Origin of the sequence: Rhodococcus sp. 105337 (genome assembly GCF_012844225.1) — a bacterium.
GTDB lineage: Bacteria > Actinomycetota > Actinomycetes > Mycobacteriales > Mycobacteriaceae > Rhodococcus.
Genome location: NZ_JABAGQ010000002.1, coordinates 183,212 through 199,157, shown reverse-complemented (window position 1 = coordinate 199,157; position 15,946 = coordinate 183,212). Strand labels below are relative to the sequence as shown.

At 68.8% G+C, this 15,946-nt stretch carries 17 protein-coding genes; 5 read left to right on the top strand and 12 right to left on the bottom strand.

What is annotated here, in order from left to right; all coding sequences use genetic code 11:
* Nucleotides 1-7: 7 nt before the first annotated feature.
* The 7 genes from HF886_RS04655 to HF886_RS04625 all read right to left on the bottom strand — a co-directional run bounded on the left by HF886_RS04655 (nt 8) and on the right by HF886_RS04625 (nt 6,080).
* Nucleotides 8-193: a rubredoxin gene (locus tag HF886_RS04655; protein ID WP_169619800.1), complete on the bottom strand. Its 186-nt coding sequence runs from the start codon at nt 191-193 to the stop codon at nt 8-10.
* The gene (locus tag HF886_RS04650; protein ID WP_169619801.1) at nt 190-357 is read right to left on the bottom strand and encodes a rubredoxin; all 168 of its coding nucleotides are present in this window, start codon (nt 355-357) and stop codon (nt 190-192) included. The genes HF886_RS04655 and HF886_RS04650 overlap by 4 nt, the downstream gene beginning before the upstream one ends.
* A gap of 7 nt (nt 358-364) precedes the next feature.
* Complete coding sequence (locus tag HF886_RS04645; protein ID WP_169651681.1) at nt 365-1,603, bottom strand: alkane 1-monooxygenase; 1,239 nt, start codon at nt 1,601-1,603, stop codon at nt 365-367.
* Nucleotides 1,604-1,822: 219 nt separating this feature from the next.
* Entirely contained in the window at nt 1,823-3,064 is a 1,242-nt protein-coding gene (manA, locus tag HF886_RS04640; protein WP_169619803.1) for a mannose-6-phosphate isomerase, class I, read from the bottom strand.
* Nucleotides 3,064-4,152 (bottom strand): tobH protein, encoded by a 1,089-nt coding sequence (locus tag HF886_RS04635; RefSeq protein WP_169651680.1) that lies wholly within the window; start codon nt 4,150-4,152, stop codon nt 3,064-3,066. Before HF886_RS04635 ends, manA begins: the two co-directional genes overlap by 1 nt.
* Before the next feature lie 84 nt (nt 4,153-4,236).
* A complete protein-coding gene (locus HF886_RS04630) occupies nt 4,237-5,607 on the bottom strand; it encodes a phosphomannomutase/phosphoglucomutase (protein ID WP_169619805.1) in 1,371 nt (456 codons plus the stop codon).
* A gap of 77 nt (nt 5,608-5,684) precedes the next feature.
* Nucleotides 5,685-6,080, bottom strand: a complete 396-nt coding sequence (locus tag HF886_RS04625; protein ID WP_169619806.1) for a DUF3499 domain-containing protein — start codon at nt 6,078-6,080, stop codon at nt 5,685-5,687.
* 89 nt (nt 6,081-6,169) lie between these two features.
* Between HF886_RS04625 and HF886_RS04620 the strand changes: the two genes are divergently transcribed.
* A complete protein-coding gene (locus tag HF886_RS04620) occupies nt 6,170-6,667 on the top strand; it encodes a metallopeptidase family protein (RefSeq protein WP_169619807.1) in 498 nt (165 codons plus the stop codon).
* Nucleotides 6,668-6,840: 173 nt separating this feature from the next.
* On the opposite strand, the gene HF886_RS04615 is transcribed toward HF886_RS04620, so the two are convergent.
* Nucleotides 6,841-7,068, bottom strand: coding sequence for a WhiB family transcriptional regulator (locus HF886_RS04615; protein ID WP_169619998.1), 228 nt, complete (start codon nt 7,066-7,068; stop codon nt 6,841-6,843).
* A 377-nt stretch (nt 7,069-7,445) separates the two neighbouring features.
* On the opposite strand from HF886_RS04615, the gene cofD reads away from it, so the two are divergent.
* Genes cofD through HF886_RS04600 form a run of 3 tightly spaced genes read left to right on the top strand, consistent with a single transcriptional unit; the run spans nt 7,446 to nt 10,359 of the window.
* Nucleotides 7,446-8,435 (top strand): 2-phospho-L-lactate transferase, encoded by a 990-nt coding sequence (gene cofD / locus HF886_RS04610; RefSeq protein WP_169651679.1) that lies wholly within the window; start codon nt 7,446-7,448, stop codon nt 8,433-8,435.
* Nucleotides 8,435-9,805, top strand: coding sequence for a coenzyme F420-0:L-glutamate ligase (locus tag HF886_RS04605; RefSeq protein WP_169651821.1), 1,371 nt, complete (start codon nt 8,435-8,437; stop codon nt 9,803-9,805). The genes cofD and HF886_RS04605 overlap by 1 nt, the downstream gene beginning before the upstream one ends.
* Before the next feature lie 2 nt (nt 9,806-9,807).
* The gene (locus HF886_RS04600) at nt 9,808-10,359 is read left to right on the top strand and encodes an NUDIX domain-containing protein (protein WP_169651678.1); all 552 of its coding nucleotides are present in this window, start codon (nt 9,808-9,810) and stop codon (nt 10,357-10,359) included.
* A gap of 12 nt (nt 10,360-10,371) precedes the next feature.
* Here HF886_RS04600 and HF886_RS04595 read toward each other — a convergent pair whose 3' ends face one another.
* From HF886_RS04595 to rfbD, 4 genes are read right to left on the bottom strand one after another with little or no spacing between them, the layout of a single operon-like run.
* Nucleotides 10,372-11,136, bottom strand: coding sequence for an SGNH/GDSL hydrolase family protein (locus tag HF886_RS04595; protein ID WP_169651677.1), 765 nt, complete (start codon nt 11,134-11,136; stop codon nt 10,372-10,374).
* 9 nt (nt 11,137-11,145) lie between these two features.
* On the bottom strand, nt 11,146-12,231 hold the full coding sequence (locus HF886_RS04590; RefSeq protein ID WP_169619811.1) for an NDP-sugar synthase: 1,086 nt from the start codon (nt 12,229-12,231) through the stop codon (nt 11,146-11,148).
* Entirely contained in the window at nt 12,228-13,148 is a 921-nt protein-coding gene (locus tag HF886_RS04585) for a glycosyltransferase family 2 protein (RefSeq protein WP_169619812.1), read from the bottom strand. The genes HF886_RS04590 and HF886_RS04585 overlap by 4 nt, the downstream gene beginning before the upstream one ends.
* A 59-nt stretch (nt 13,149-13,207) precedes the next feature.
* Nucleotides 13,208-14,065 carry a dTDP-4-dehydrorhamnose reductase gene (gene rfbD / locus HF886_RS04580; protein WP_169619813.1) on the bottom strand — a complete coding sequence of 286 codons (858 nt, stop codon included), beginning with the start codon at nt 14,063-14,065 and terminating at the stop codon, nt 13,208-13,210.
* A gap of 404 nt (nt 14,066-14,469) precedes the next feature.
* Between rfbD and HF886_RS04575 the strand changes: the two genes are divergently transcribed.
* Nucleotides 14,470-15,945, top strand: coding sequence for an LCP family protein (locus HF886_RS04575; RefSeq protein WP_169651820.1), 1,476 nt, complete (start codon nt 14,470-14,472; stop codon nt 15,943-15,945).
* The last annotated feature ends 1 nt before the right edge of the window (nt 15,946 follow it).

The window sequence follows — 15,946 nt, the reverse complement described above, 5'->3', positions numbered from 1 at the left end:
CGGCTGTTCACCGCCGGACGATCTCGATCATCTCGAAGTCGGCCTTGGCCGCACCGCAGTCCGGGCACGACCAGTCGTCGTCGATGTCCTCCCAGCGCGTCCCCGGCTCGATCCCCTCGTCGGGCCAGCCGAGCTTCTCGTCGTACTCGAAGCCGCAGACCAGGCAGCGGAACAGCCGGAATTCGGTGCTCATCGCGCATACTCCTCGAAATCGATCTTCTCCCGGACCCCGCAGTCGGGGCAGCACCAGTCGTCGGGAAGGGCATCCCATGCGGTGCCGGCGGGAAATCCTTCGCGCGGGGCACCGAGCGCTTCGTCGTAGACGAAGTCGCACACCGGGCAGCGGTACGCAGTCATCCGAGGATCAGTTCCCTTCCTGTGCAGCGGCGCCGTAGCGGGCGAGGATCGCTTCGCGCTTGCTCGGCTGGATGTTGACCCGCGTGATGTCACCGTCGTAGTGATCGAGCACCCGGGGGTCCATGACCTTGCGCCACAGCGGCGGAATGTAGGCGAGCCCGATCATCGTGGCGTACCCGGCGGGCAGATTCGGCGACATCTCCATGCTCCGCAGCGTCTGGTAGCGGCGGGTGGGGTTGGCGTGATGGTCGCTGTGCCGCTGCAGGTGGTAGAGGAAGATGTTGGTCACGAGGTGATCGCTGTTCCAGCTGTGGGCGGGACTGCACCGTTCGTACCGGCCGTTGGCGGTGCGCTGCCGGAGCAGACCGTAGTGCTCGAGGTAGTTGACCGCTTCGAGCAGCGCGAAGCCGAAGACCGCCTGGATCACCAGATAGGGCGCGATCCCGATCCCGAAGACTGCGATGAGGCCGCCGAAGAGCACAGCCGAGAGTGCCCACGCGCTGAGCACGTCGTTGCGCAGGCTCCACACGGGCTTGCCGAGCCGCTCGAGGCGGGCCCGCTCGAGCCGCCACGCGGAGCGCACGCTGCCGACGACCGTGCGCGGCAGGAACGCCCAGAAGCTCTCGCCGAAGCGAGCGGATGCCGGGTCCTCCGGTGTCGCGACGCGGACGTGGTGTCCCCTGTTGTGCTCGATGTAGAAGTGGCCGTAGAACGATTGTGCGAGGGCGATCCTGGACAGTCGCCGTTCCAGCTCGACCTTCTTGTGGCCCAGTTCGTGCGCGGTGTTGATACCGATACCGGCGACGACACCGACGGAGAGCGCCAGGCCGATCTTCGACGCGATACCGAGGCCGCCGTCGATGCCGAGCCACGACAGGTTGTCGGCCGACCAGAGGTAGCAGGCGAACACGAGGCTGGCGAACTGGAACGGCAGGTAGATGTACGTGCAGTACCGGTAGTAGCGGTCGTTCTCGAGCGCTTCGACGAGTTCGTCCGGCGGGTTCTCACCGTCGGGCCCGACGAACAGGTCGAGCGTCGGGACCATCACGTAGACGAGCAGCGGCCCGATCCACCACAGCGCCGGGGTCACCGCCTGCCAGCCCAGTGCGTTTCCGGCCCAGATGAGCGCGGTGGCAAGGAAGAGCGCGGTGGGCGGGACGAGGCCGAGCAGCCACAGTTTCTTCTTGCGGTCACGCCATTGCACATCCGGCATGTCCAGCGGGCTCGCCGCCGAGTCCGTACTCATGTCTGTCTCCTCGTCACCCGTGTGGGTCACCCGGCCGGACATCCCGACGTCGTGACACACATCACTGTGATCTGGACTATAGGACGGATCGCGTCCGAGGTCTAGACATTCTTGAGGATTTGTAAACTGCCACACGCGCAGCGGGGCGGCAGAGGAGCCCCGTACAGGGAATGCCCGTCACCGCACGGTGACGGATCGACGGTCGTACCGGAAGAACCGTCAGTCGCGAGACAGTGCCGGGAGTTCACCGAGGCGCGCACGGAACACCTGTGCGCCGTCCGCGCGGCCCCGCACGACCGTCTCCGGGTCGGAATGCGACAGCCACACCGAATCACCCGAGTCCAGGTCCACGGTCGTTCCGGCGCACTCGACGCTCACCGCACCATGGGTGCACAGGAGGATCTGCGGGCCGCCGGGAGCGATCACGACTTCGTCGCCCGGTCCGGGTTCGACGCGAGAGAGCGCGAACTCCGGTGCCGGGGTCCGGTACCGCCACTCGAACGGTCCGATCTGCTCGGCATCGAGAATCGGCACCGCTGCAGAACCGAAATCGAGCACCCGCAGCAGTTCCGGCACGTCCACGTGCTTGGGCGTCAGACCGCCGCGCAGGACGTTGTCCGAGTTCGCCATGATCTCGACGCCCATGCCGTGCAGGTAGGCGTGCAGATTGCCGGCTGCCAGGTAGAGCCCCTCACCGGGCTCGAGGGTGATGCGGTTGAGCAACAGCGACGCCAGGACCCCGGCGTCGCCGGGATAGAACTCGGCGAGTTGCAGCGTGGTCCGTACTTCCTCGACAAACTCCCGCCCGTTCTCCGTTCCCGTGAGGTAGCCGACGCACCCGTCGAGCACACGAGGCAGCAAGGCCAGCAGCGCAGTGGGAGGCAGAGTGATCCACGTGGTGAACAGCGCCCGTAAGCCGTCGGAATCCGGTTGCCCGGCAAGCAGCCCCAGATACGGTTCGAGTTCGGGCACGTGCAGGGCCTCGAGCAGCGCAACGGTGCGATGCGCATCACGGAATCCGGCGAGCGCCTCGAACCGCGTCAACGCGACCACCAGTTCGGGTTTGTGGCTGGCGTCCTTGTAGTTGCGGATGGGCGAATCGATCGGCAATCCCAGTGCGTCCTCGCGGGCAAAACCCTCGGCCGCCTGCCGCGCACTCGGATGCGCCTGCAACGACAACGGTTCCTCCGCTGCGAGAAGCTTGAGCAAGAACGGCAGCCGCGTCCCGAACCGCTCGACAGTGTGCGGACCGAGATGCCCGTGCGGGTCGGCATCGAGGACCTCGAGCAGCGAAAGCTTCTCGTCGGTGGGAAGAATCACCCGCGCCGGGTCCGCGGGATGCGCCCCGAGCCACAGTTCGGCTTCCGGGTGGTCGGACGGCACCTTGCGGCCGCACAGCGTCGCGATCGCGGTGCGCGAGCCCCATGCGTACGACCGCACCGCCCCCTCGAGTGAGTGCACTATCGTCCCCCGGCCAGTCTCAGATAGGCCGCCGCCATGTCGATTCGCACCATCAATACCGCAATCTGCTCGAGCACGGGAGGGACCGTGTCGGATTCGAATTCCCCTACCACCGATACCAGCTCGGCGTCGGGGAGCGCAGCACCGCGGCGCTGCGCCGCGAGCCGGTCGGAATCCGTACTGAACACGAAGACGCGTGCCGGCGCGAGCGGGGCCGGACCGTCCAGTTCTTCGTCGTGGAACAAGGGGTCGTAACGCTCGCCGGCGGCCGTGAGGACCTCGATCAGTCGCTCACGAGCGGTCAGGACATCGGGCAGCGCCGCAGCGGACGCGACGACACCCGCGCCCTGGAGCAGCGACTCCGACGCGTGTCGTGCCAGCGCGACAGTCACCGGACGGTCCCCCGCGACGATGACCCGCCGCGACTGCATGCGTACCGCGAGGGATTTCGCCGGATTGTGGAACACCTCGTTCGAGGGGTGATCGCGGAGCGCCTCCTGATCGACCGCGTCCGCGAGCCGGGCGAGATCCACCCGGAGGGCGTCCCCCCGCAGCACGTCGCGCATGACCGCGAGGACGGCGTAGAACACGGCGACGTGCCGTGCCAGCGCGTAGCGAGCCGGCACCTGCACGCGCGGAGCCAGGAGCACCGCCCGTCCGGCTGCGACAGCCCGCACGGGGCCTTCGTCGGGGGCGTCGACGATCACTTCGGCGCTGCGCCTCAGGGCCGCATCGATCGATCGTGCGAGTTGCGGATCGCCGGGATCGTTTCCGGCCACCACCACGACGTCCAGCGCACCCACCCACGGCGGTGTCTCCGGGGCGTACACCAACGGGGCAGCGGCGTGCTCGGCGAACAACGACACGACCAGTTCGGCGGCGCGGCTCGACCGTGCGTCGGTGCCGACGAAGACCACGCTGCGCGGTCGCACATCGGCGAGGCCGTCCAGAAGCCGTTCGTCGACGGCGGTGGCGACCGCACGGATCTGCGCTCCGCCGAGAGCGGCGCTGCGCAGGACGCCGTCGACGTCTGCTGCGATCACTCCGTCCACGTCGTCGAAGTCGAACAGCGGCAAGGGTGCCGTCACGACCGCGTCACCTTCCTTCCGCCCGCCCTGGGGCCCCCACCCCGACGCCGAGCACCTCGATTATTCCCCGCGCGACTACCTACGTCACGCGCGCACAACAGCAAGAATCTCCTCGACCAGGGCATCGACCTCGTCCTGGGTCCGCGCCTCCACGTTGAGCCTGAGCAGCGGTTCGGTGTTCGAGGCGCGCAGATTGAACCACGCATGATCCGGAAGGTCCACGGTGACGCCGTCGAGGCGGTCGACGGACGTGGCGCGGTCGGAGAACGCGGCGATGACGGCCTCGGTGCGGTCGGCCGCATCGGCGACCGTGGAATTGATCTCGCCCGATGCCGCGTACCGGTCGTAGGACGACATGAGGTCGGACAGCGTGCCGTCGTGCGCTGCCAGAGCCGCGAGGACGTGCAGCGCTGCGAGCATGCCGGAGTCGGCGCCCCAGAAGTCGCGGAAGTAGTAGTGCGCGGAGTGCTCGCCGCCGAACACGGCGCCGGTCTCGGCCATCTGCTGCTTGATGAACGAGTGCCCCACCCGGGTGCGTAGCGGAACGCCGCCCTGCTCCAGGACGAGTTCGGGCACGACGCGGGAGGTGATCAGGTTGTGGATGATCGTCGCTCCCGGCTCCTTCGCGAGTTCCCGGTCTGCGACGAGGGCGGTGACCGCCGACGGGGTGACGGGTTCGCCGCGCTCGTCGACGACGAAGCACCGGTCCGCGTCGCCGTCGAAGGCAAGGCCCACGTCGGCGCCGGACTCCACGACGAGCCGCTGCAGGTCCACGAGATTGGCGGGATCGAGGGGGTTGGCCTCGTGGTTGGGGAACGTGCCGTCGAGTTCGAAGTACAGCGGCACCAGATCGATGGGCAGCGGACCGAAGACCGCGGGCACCGTGTGCCCGCCCATTCCGTTGCCCGCGTCGGCCGCAACCTTGAGCGGCCGCATCTGCGACAGATCCACCAGCCCGCGGAGGAACGACGCGTAGTCGGCGAGCACGTCGCGCTCGCTCACGACACCGGGCGTTCCGTCGTACTCGGGGACGCCGTCGACGAGTTCGGCGGAGATGATCGCGAGTCCCGTCTCCTGCCCGACCGGCTTCGCGCCCGCGCGGCACAGCTTGATGCCGTTGTAGGCCGCCGGATTGTGGCTCGCGGTGAACATCGCACCGGGCGCGTCGAGCAACCCGGATGCGAAATACAACTGGTCGGTGGAGGCCAGCCCGATCAGCACGACGTCGAGGCCCTGCGCGGTGACCCCGTCGGCGAATGCCTGCGACAGCTTCGGCGACGACTCACGCATGTCGTGCCCGACGACCACACGGTCGGAGGCGCCTTCACTCCGGATCAGACGCGCGAACGAGGCTCCGACCTCGCGGACGAAGTCCTCGTCGATCTGCTCCCCCACGACACCTCGGACGTCGTACGCCTTGATCACGGCTGACACCGACTCGGCAGATCTCGCCACTTGTTCCGCTCCTGCTACTCGACTCGAGCCGCGCCATCCTTCGTGACACGGCCCGTGGTCAGCCTAGTGCGAAGCCGTCAGGACGTGGGGTCGGGAAGGACCCGCAGATGACCGCGGCGTCCTGTACGCCCCGCGGGAGCGACTGCGACGCGCGGCGAACTCTCCGGTTGCGCAGCGTCGGTTTCACCACGGACACGCTCACCGAGTCCGGCTTCCCGCACGGCCTCGGCCAGCGCTGTCAGGTCGTCCTCGTCCGGCGTACCCGACGAGAAAGCACCCTCGTACCGCACCAGTTCCCACCCCTTGGGGGCGGTGATTCGCGAACCGTGCGTTTCGCACAGGTCCCACGAGTGAGGTTCGGCAACGGTGGCCAGTGGACCGACGACAGCGGTGGAATCCGAGTACACGTAGGTCAGCGTCGCAACAGCTGGGTTCTTGCACCCAGGCCGGCAGCATCGACGCAGTGTTCTCACGGGAGGGAGCGTAGCGCGCCGGAGCCCCCGGGACTATTCGGACACACCGTTTCGAGCCCACGGATTTTTCGTGTCGTAGTGTCCACTACATGGCCCGTGCACGTCGTTCCCGCCCGCTCTCGTCCCGATCCGTGACGCGGCGCGGCCGGGGAATTCGGGGGCCGGTGTTTCCGCACGAACTCCCCGTGTGGAAGTCGAGAGCCGAGAAGTTCGACCTTCTGGTGCTGACGGCGTTCGCCCCCATCGACTCGCGCTGGCACGCGCGCCTCACCAAACTCGACATCGCAGTCGACGAAGTGCCCAAGATCCGTGCTCGCGATCCCGATACGGTCAACTGGCCGGACGAGGTGGTTGCGGACGGACCGGTCCCGCTGTCGCGTCTCGTGCCCGCCGGCATCGATCGCCGAGGTGCCGCCACCCGCGCTCGCATCGTGCTCTTCCGCCGGCCGCTCGAACTCCGCGCGAAAGACCCGGAGGATCTTGCCGATCTGGTCCACGACGTGCTGGTGCACCAGGTCGCCACCTATCTCGGCATCGAACCGGAGGTCGTCGACCCCGGACTCGGAGGATTCGACGAGGAGGAGTGACCTCGGTTCCACCCCGTCGGCGCCGACGAACACGACGGCGACTCGGGAAGACCGACGCAGACAGACGAAAGCCGGGTTGCTCGACCCCCGTCGATCAACCCGGCCTTCGCCACGCGGCTTCCCTGGAATACCGGACCCGGGCCCGAACTCCCCGTACCGGACCCTGCGTCCCGTCAGATGATGCCGCGCTTGAGGCGCCGCCGTTCCCTTTCCGACAGTCCACCCCAGATACCGAACCGCTCGTCGTGAGCGAGGGCGTACTCGAGGCATTCGCCCCGAACTTCACACCCCAGGCAGATGCGCTTGGCCTCCCGTGTGGAACCACCCTTCTCGGGGAAGAATGCTTCCGGGTCGGTCTGCGCACAGAGTGCGCGCTCCTGCCACTGTTCGTCGCCCTCCATGAGGTCGTCGAATCCCGAAACGAGATTCAGGATCGGTGCCCCACTATCCGGCTCGTCACAGACACTCTCGACTGCAGTTCCGATCCGAACGATCTCGAATCCCTCGCGCTCGTCGGCCATAGGTCGCCTCCTCAACTGCAGCGCCGATCTTTGGACCGGGGATCTCCCCCGCGGCCACCCCTCGAACCTTCGTTCGAAAGCGGGTCCCCGCAATCGATCTCGATCCGAAAACTCGGAATGACACGTATGTGATTAGACACGTCGGGCGTGTCGCGGTCAAGCTGTGGGATAACCGTCGCTTACTATCGACGACTTTGCCACTTCCGGTTTCGGACGTCGCTGAACCGGGTACGGCGCGCACCGCCTAGGCTTGCCCCGTGAATGTGACTGTATTGGTCGGGGGTGTCGGTGGGGCGCGTTTTCTCACAGGTCTGCGCCAACTTCTCGGCATCTCGCCCGGCGCCGACACGAATCCGGACGCACCCCACCGGATCACCGCCATCGTCAACGTCGGTGACGACGTGTGGATGCACGGGCTGAGGATCTGCCCCGATCTCGACACCTGCATGTACACCCTCGGCGGCGGAATCGACGAGGAGCGCGGCTGGGGCCGTGTGGACGAAACCTGGAACGCGAAGGAAGAACTCGCCGCGTACGGTGCCGTTCCCGACTGGTTCGGTCTCGGCGACCGCGACATCGCGACCCACCTCATCCGCACCCAGATGCTGCGCACCGGATACCCGCTCTCGGCGGTCACCGAGGCACTGTGCGCCCGGTGGAAGCCCGGCGTCACCCTTCTGCCGGTGTCCGACGACCGCAGCGAAACCCACGTGGTCATCACCGATCCCGCCGACGGCCTCCAGCGCGCGATCCACTTCGAAGAGTGGTGGGTCCGCCACCGCGCTCGGGTCCCGACGCACAGTTTCGCGCATATCGGCGCCGACGAGGCGAAGCCCGCCCCCGGAGTCCTCGACGCCATCGAGAACGCCGACGCGGTAGTGCTGGCACCGTCCAACCCCGTGGTGAGCATCGGTGCGATCCTCGCGATCCCGGGTGTGCGCGGCGCGCTGCGCACGACGAACGCGAAAGTCGTCGGCCTCTCCCCCGTCGTCGGCGGCAAACCGCTGCGCGGCATGGCCGACGCGTGCCTCGACGTCATCGGCGTCGACACCACGGCCGAAGCGGTCGGCCGCTACTACGGCGGCCGCAACGGTACGGGCATCCTCGACGGCTGGCTCGTGCACGACACGGACAGCGCCGACGTTCCGGGCGTGGAGGTCCGCTCCGTCCCCCTGCTCATGACCGACCCCGACGCGACCGCCGATATGGCCCGCGCCGCTCTGGAACTCGCTGGAGTAACCCTGTGATGTCCCCCGACGCCGCGCCCCACGCCTCGGTGCGTGACCACGCCCCCGGCGGGCCCCTCGAAATCCTGCCCGTGCCCGGGCTCCCCGAATTCCGCCCCGGCGACGACCTCGCCGCCGCGATCGCCGCCGCGGCGCCCTGGCTGACGACCGGCGACGTCGTCGTCGTCACGAGCAAGGTGATCTCCAAGGTCGAAGGCCGGATCGTCTCCGCGCCCACCGATCCCGACGCCCGCGATGCCCTGCGGCGCCGCCTGGTCGACCAGGAGGCAGTACGTGTGCTCGCCCGCAAGGGCCGGACCCTCATCACCGAGAACCGGCTGGGCATCGTGCAGGCCGCGTCGGGGATCGACGGCTCCAACGTCGACGGCGCCGAACTCGCGCTCCTGCCCGAAGATCCCGACGCGAGCGCGGCCGCGCTGCGCGACCGTCTCTCCGCGTTGCTCGGCGTCACCGTCGCGGTCGTTGTCACCGACACCATGGGCCGCGCCTGGCGCAACGGCCAGACCGACGCCGCGATCGGTTCCGCCGGTCTGCCGGTACTGCACGAATACGCCGGCTCGCGCGACGCCCAGGGCAACGAACTGCTCGTGACGGCGGTGGCCGTCGCCGACGAGATCGCCGCGGCAGGCGATCTCGTCAAGGGCAAGCTCGGCGGCGTGCCCGTCGCGGTGGTCCGCGGACTCGATCTGCCCGACGACGGATCCGACGCACGCGCACTCATCCGCAGCGGCGACGAGGACCTGTTCTGGCTCGGCACCGCCGAAGCCCTCGAACGCGGACGCCGCGAAGCATTGCTGTTGCGTCGCTCGGTGCGCGAATTCGCCTCGGAACCTGTCGATCCCGAGGATCTTCGCGAAGCCGTCGCGGACGCGCTCACCGCACCCGCGCCTCACCACACTCGCCCGGTGCGATTCGTCTGGGTACGCACCGAGCAGGTCCGGCAACGCCTGCTCGACAGCATGCGTGAGCAGTGGGCCGCCGACCTCGAACGCGACGGTCTCGATCCGGTCGCGATCGAGCGCCGGCTCTCGCGGGGCTCGATCCTCTACGACGCCCCCGAAATCGTCGTCCCCTTCTGGGTTCCGGACGGCGCCCACCACTATCCCGACGCGGAACGCACCGCCGCCGAGGCGACGATGTTCACCGTCGCTGCGGGCGCCGCGGTGCAGGGCCTTCTCGTCGCCCTCGCGACCCGCGGGCTCGGCAGTTGCTGGATCGGTTCGACGATCTTCGCGCCCCAGGTCGTCCGCGACGAACTCGGGCTGCCGGCCGATTGGTCACCGCTCGGGGCTGTCGCCGTGGGATATCCCCTCGACGACCCGTCGCCCCGGGAGCCCGCCGATCCCGGACCCGCCTTCGTGGAGCTGTAGCGATGTCGTCACGTTCCCTGCACTGGTCCGCGGTCGATCGCCTCACCGCGTGGCATCCCGACTCCGCCGACGCGGATTCGTTGCGGCACACGATGCTCGCGTTTCTCGACTCCGCACCGGACGGATGCCTGCGTGCGCACGTGCCCGGGCACATCACCGCGTCGTCGCTGGTAATCGACGCCGACCACCGGAACGTGCTCCTCACACTGCATCCGCGGGTGGGCCGGTGGATCCAGCTCGGGGGGCACTGCGAGGAGTCCGACGAGACCGTGGTCGACGCAGCGCTGCGGGAAGCCACCGAGGAATCCGGGATCGCAGGTCTGACGATCGACCCCGAACTGCTCTCGGCGCACACGCATCCGATCACGTGCTCGCTCGGCGTTCCCACCCGCCACCTGGACCTGCGGTTCCTGGTGACGGCACCCGCCGGCGCCGAACCGGTACGCAGCCACGAGTCGACCGATCTGCGGTGGTGGCCCGTCGACGCACTTCCGCCCGGCGCCGAGCGCGACACGATCGACCACCTCGTGCGGCTCGCGTCCGCGCGACGCTGACGAACTCGCGGGTCAGACCCCGATCGGGGTGAGCGACGGGTACTTCGGCGTCACTCCGTCACCGGAAGAGAGCCCGCGCAGCCGGCGCCCCACCCAGGGGAACAGGAATTCTCGCATCCACCGGCGATCGTCGGCGCGCTGCGCCGTCGGCGTCAGAGGCACCGGCGCGTCGAGCCGGACGAGCGGCAGGCTGTGGGAGACGCCGAGGATATCGAGTACCCGGAGCGCCATGTTGTGATGGCCCGCCGGTGACAGATGCAACCGGTCGGGGTCCCACATCCGGAGATCGCGGTATTCGGAGAAGCGCCAGAAGTCGACGATGGTCGCGTCGTGCCGGTCGGCGATCTCCCGGATCAGTTCGTTGTACACGGCCCAGCGTCCGCGCAGCGCGCCGAACACCGGCGCCCAGCTGCCGTCGTACGCGGTCCACATCAGCACCCGGGCGCCGGTGGCGGCCAGTCGGCCGATCGCTTCGTCGTAATCGGCGGCGAGATCGTCGAAGTGGACCTTGGGCCGCATCAGATTGTTGCCACCGGCGTAGATGGTGACCAGATCGGGCTTCATCGCCACCGCGATGTCGACCTGCTCGTCGATGATCGGACGCAGCAACCGCCCCCGGATCGCGAGATTGGCGTAGGCGAAGTCGTCGCTCGCGAGCGCAAGCTGCTCCGCAACGAGATCGGCCCAGCCGCGTAACCCGTTGGGCCGGGACGCATCCGGGTCGCCTACACCCTCGGTGAACGAATCACCCAATGCCACATAACGTTCGAATCCCACTGAAACCTCTCACACATCCGTGCTGAACCGGATGCCCCCGTCCGGGAGCTGCACCCCCGGCCACACCCGCGCACCGCGCAACAATTCACACCGGGCTCCGATGTCGGCGCCGTCGCCGATCACGCCGTCCCGGATCAACGCCCGTGGACCCACGCGCACACCGAATCCGATGATGGTCCGCTCGATCACCGCCCCGGCCTCGATCCGGGCGCCGTCGAAGATCACCGCACCGTCGAGGCGCGCGCCGGCGCCGATCTCCGCTCCGCGCCCCACGACCGTGCCGCCGATCAGCAGCGCGCCCGGACCGACCGAGGCACTCGGGTGCACCAGCGACTCGCCGCGGGGCCCGTCCAGCGCGGGCGACGGCGCAATTCCACGGACCAGGTCGGCGGAACCGCGCACGAAGTCCTCCGGCGTCCCCATGTCGCGCCAGTAGGCGGCATCGACGTGGCCGTAGACGCGTTTGCCCTCGGTGAGCAAGGTCGGGAAGACCTCCCGCTCGACCGACACCGGCCGGCCCTCCGGGATCTGTTCGATGATCTCCCGCCGAAAGACGTAGCAGCCCGCGTTGATCTGGTCGGTCGGCGGATCCTGTGTCTTCTCGAGGAACGCCGTCACCCGTCCGTCGGCGTCTGTCGGCACGCACCCGAAGGCACGCGGATCGCCGACGCGCACCAGATGCATCGTCACGTCCGCTTCGTTGCGCACGTGGGTGTCGAGCACAGCGCCGAGATCGGTGCCTCCGAGCACGTCGCCGTTGAACACCATCACGTGGTCGCCGCGCAGCTTGGGCAGCACGTTGCGGATACCGCCTCCGGTACCGAGAGGCTCGGTTTCGGTCACGTACTCGATCTCGAGGCCGAAGTCCGAGCCGTCGGCGAAGTGCTCCTCGAAGACCTCTGCCTTGAACGACGTGCCGAGCACCACGTGCTTGATCCCCGCCTCGCGGATCCGTGCAAGAAGGTGGACCAGGAACGGCACCCCGGCGGTCGGCAGCATGGGCTTCGGTGCCGACAACGTCAGCGGTCGCAGCCGCGTGCCCTTGCCGCCCACCAGGATCACCGCATCGGTATGCGATGCTGCAGCACTGGTCATGGTCTCCCCTGTTTCGTGTCGTTGCCGGATTGAACGTCCGGCTCGGCGCTTGCCCTGGCGCGCTCACGCACCGCGGCCGCGACCGCAAGCTTCGATCGCACGAGCAGTCCGCCCCGCAGTGCCCATCTCAGCGGCGCCTGCCACCTGTGCGGATGACGGTCGGCCTGGAACCGGTACGCGCTCTCGTGGTGTGCGGGAAGCATGAGTTCGGGATGTCGCCCGGCGGCGTGGCCCTTGGCGTGGGTCACGTGCGCGGACGGAACGAACACGTTGAGCCACCCGGCGCGGCCCAGCCGGTCGCCCAGGTCGACGTCTTCCATGTACATGAAGTAGCGCGAGTCGAATCCGCCGATGGCGTCGAATGCGGATCGGCGCAGCAGCAGGCACGATCCGGACAGCCAGCCGACGGACCGTTCGCTGATCTCCTCGTTCTCCTGGCGGTACCGCTGGGTCCACGGATTCGCGGGCCACACCGTTCCGAGGAGCGCGTGCCCGGCACCGGATGCGAGGGTCGGGACCGAACGAGCGGACGGGTAGATGCTTCCGTCGGGCTCGTGGATCAGCGGGCCGAGCGAGCCGGCTCGCGGCCACCGGCCGGCCGCCTCGATCAGCGCGTCGAGCGACCCCGGTTCCCATCGCACGTCCGGGTTGGCGACCACCACGAACTCGACCGACGACTCGATCTCGGCAACGGCACGGTTGACCGCGCCGCCGTAACCGATGTTGCCGCCGGTGCGCAGGAGCTCCACGTTCGGATGCGCGACCGCAGCTGCCTCCGGCGTACCGTCGGTCGACCCGTTGTCGGCCATGATCACCCGCGTCGGGCGCTCGGTCGCTCCGGCGAGCGAAGTCAGAAAGTTCTCGAGGTGCTCGCCGGGCGAGTACGTCACCGTCACCACGGCCAGCGTCGAATCCACGCGGGCAACCATAGCGACCCTCTCGGTGTGCGGTGAAACACAGGCTGCGCACTCGCAGGTCATCTGCGCGTGTCCACCGATCCGATGGCCGCGTGCAGCGCGTCTCGCCACGGTCGCAAGGGCGTGAGACCGGCACGTGCCCACCCCCCGCCGTCGAGCACCGAATACGCCGGGCGCGGGGCGGGCCGCACGAACTCGTCGCTCCCGCACGGCTGCACCCGTACCGGATCTGCGCCGACCTCCGCGAACACGGCCTGCGCGAGGTCGAACCAGGTGGCGTCGCCGCCGTTGGTGGCATGCAGCACGCCGCCGGGCAGATCCGTCCGAGCGGCGAGCTCGAGCAGTCCGTCGGCGAGGTCGTGCGAATAGGTCGGCGATCCACGCTGGTCGTCGACGACCCGCACGGTGTCCCGCTCACGCTCGAGCCGCCGCATGGTGGCCACGAAATCCGTGCCGTCTCCCGTGTACACCCATGCGGTGCGCACGACATGCGCCGACGGCAACGTGCCCAGCACCGCGCGCTCGCCGGCCAGTTTCGTCCGTCCGTACGCGGTGCGCGGGCCGGTCGCGGCGTCCGTGCGGTACGGCTCGGTCGCGTCGCCCGCGAACACGTAATCGGTGGAAACGTGGATCAGGTGGGCACCTTTGTCCGCACAGGTCGCGGCGAGCACCCCGGGCCCCGTTCCGTTGACGGCTGCCGCGCGGGCCTCGTCGCTTTCCGCTGCGTCGACCGCGGTGTACGCGGCGCAATTGATCACCACCGCACCCGGCTCGATCGTCGCGGCGGTGGCTACCGGATCGGTGATGTCCATCTCTGTGGAACCGACGCCTCGAACGGGTATCCCGGATGCGGCAGCCCGGGCGAGGAGCGCACGGCCCAGCTGTCCGTGGGAACCGGTGACGAGGAGGGTGGACACGCTGTGAAGTCTGGCACGCCGGAGTGGTGCGTGCCCCTGGAGCACCCGCCCCAGTAGCCTTCAGGGGAAGTCCGGACACCCGACATCAGCCTGCCCAGCAGTGCTCGACACGACAGCAGTGCGCGATACAACAGCAGTGCGCGATACAACAGCAGTGCTCGACACGACAGAAGCGATCCACCCGACAGGAGGACCAGGTGCCGCCAGAGCCGCCCCGCCGCCGTACCGGCGGGCGACGCCCGACGGGCGGCCGCCGCTCTCGCGCGGCAGGAACACCGATCGCCGACGGTCCCGGGTCGGCCGCCGCCACGGGCAGACGACCGCGCCGGCCCCGCCGGAGCGACGATCCCGGTCGCCCCGCGGTCGCCGCGGCACCCCGCGTCTTCACCGGACGGCCCTTGCAGATGATCGCGGCGGTCGCCGCGGCTCTCGCACTCGTGGTCACCGGCATCGCCTGGCAGCGCATCGACTCGCTGCGGTCGTCGCTCGCATCGATCGGCGGTCTCGGCCTCGGCGGCGGGGAGGACGGTGCGGTCGACATTCTGCTGGTCGGCACCGACAGCCGCACCGATGCGCACGGCAACCCGCTGTCGCAGCGCGAACTCGACGCGTTGCGCGCCGGCGAAGAGGTCGCCAACAACACCGACACCATCATCATGATCCGGGTGCCGAACGACGGGCGTTCCGCGACCGCGCTGTCCATCCCGCGCGACACCTACGTCGATGTTCCCGGCATCGGCATGTCGAAGATCAACGCCGCCTACGGCGCAACGAAGGAAACGACACGGCTGGAACTGGTGGAGTCCGGCTCCGACGCCGCCGAGGCAGAGACCGAGTCGACGAAGGCGGGCCGGGAAGCGCTCATCGAGTCCGTGGGCGACCTGACCGGCGTCACCGTCGACCATTACGCCGAAGTCGGCTTGCTGGGCTTCGTGCTGTTGACCGACGCGGTGGGCGGTGTGGAGGTGTGCCTCAACGCTCCCGTCGACGAGCCTCTCTCCGGCGCACGGTTCGATGCCGGACAACAGACGCTCGAAGGCCCCGACGCGCTCAGCTTCGTGCGGCAACGACACGGTCTGCCCCGCGGGGATCTCGATCGGATCGTTCGCCAGCAGGTGTTCATGGCGTCGCTCGCGCAGAAGGTGCTCAGCGCCAAGACCCTGAGCAACCCGTCGAAGGTGAATCAGCTCACGGCAGCTGTGCAGCGGTCGGTCGTGCTCGACTCCGATTGGGACATCATGGATCTGGCGACCCAATTGCAAGGCCTCGCCGGAGGCGACGTGACGTTCTCGACGATCCCCGTGGAGGACATCAACGCGATGACCGACTACGGCGAATCCGTGGTGCAGGTCGACCCCGACGAGGTACGAGACTTCGTGGCGGGTCTGGTCGGACGCACCTCCGACGATCGGGCGCCCGACGACGACAGGACCACGTCCGCCACACCGGCACCGGACATCGAGCCGTCGACAGTGACCGTCGACGTCACGAACGCCGGCGACGTGGCCGGCCTCGCGTCGGTGGTCTCGGCCGAGCTCTCGTCCGAGGGGTACGTCGAGGGCGAGGTGGGCAACTACACCGGCTCGGCGGTCTCGTCGTCGACCGTGTACGGCGCCGACGAGGAGTCCGACGAGACGCGCGCGGTGGCCGCTGCGCTCGGAGGGCTCGACACGGCGACGGATCCGACGCTGCCCGAGGGAACGGTGCGAGTGGTGCTCGCCGGTGACTACAGCGGTCCCGGCACCTCGACCTTCGCCGGTTCGGAGTCGACCACCACCTCGAGTTCGTCCGGCCTGACCCCCGCGGACGGCACCGCCACACCTGCCCCGGCCGCGCCTCCGATCGACGCAGGGTCGGAGGGCCCGCGCTGCGTCAACTGAC

What these genes read in the sequence shown, in the direction of transcription:
- HF886_RS04600 (WP_169651678.1), top strand. Translation starts at nt 9,808, where the DNA reads ATGTCGTCACGTTCCCTGCACTGGTCCGCGGTCGATCGCCTCACCGCG.
- HF886_RS04655 (WP_169619800.1), bottom strand. Translation starts at nt 193, where the DNA reads ATGAGCACCGAATTCCGGCTGTTCCGCTGCCTGGTCTGCGGCTTCGAG.
- HF886_RS04645 (WP_169651681.1), bottom strand. Translation starts at nt 1,603, where the DNA reads ATGAGTACGGACTCGGCGGCGAGCCCGCTGGACATGCCGGATGTGCAA.
- HF886_RS04575 (WP_169651820.1), top strand. Translation starts at nt 14,470, where the DNA reads ATGATCGCGGCGGTCGCCGCGGCTCTCGCACTCGTGGTCACCGGCATC.
- HF886_RS04620 (WP_169619807.1), top strand. Translation starts at nt 6,170, where the DNA reads ATGGCCCGTGCACGTCGTTCCCGCCCGCTCTCGTCCCGATCCGTGACG.
- HF886_RS04590 (WP_169619811.1), bottom strand. Translation starts at nt 12,231, where the DNA reads ATGACCAGTGCTGCAGCATCGCATACCGATGCGGTGATCCTGGTGGGC.
- HF886_RS04650 (WP_169619801.1), bottom strand. Translation starts at nt 357, where the DNA reads ATGACTGCGTACCGCTGCCCGGTGTGCGACTTCGTCTACGACGAAGCG.
- HF886_RS04605 (WP_169651821.1), top strand. Translation starts at nt 8,435, where the DNA reads ATGTCCCCCGACGCCGCGCCCCACGCCTCGGTGCGTGACCACGCCCCC.
- HF886_RS04615 (WP_169619998.1), bottom strand. Translation starts at nt 7,068, where the DNA reads ATGGAGGGCGACGAACAGTGGCAGGAGCGCGCACTCTGTGCGCAGACC.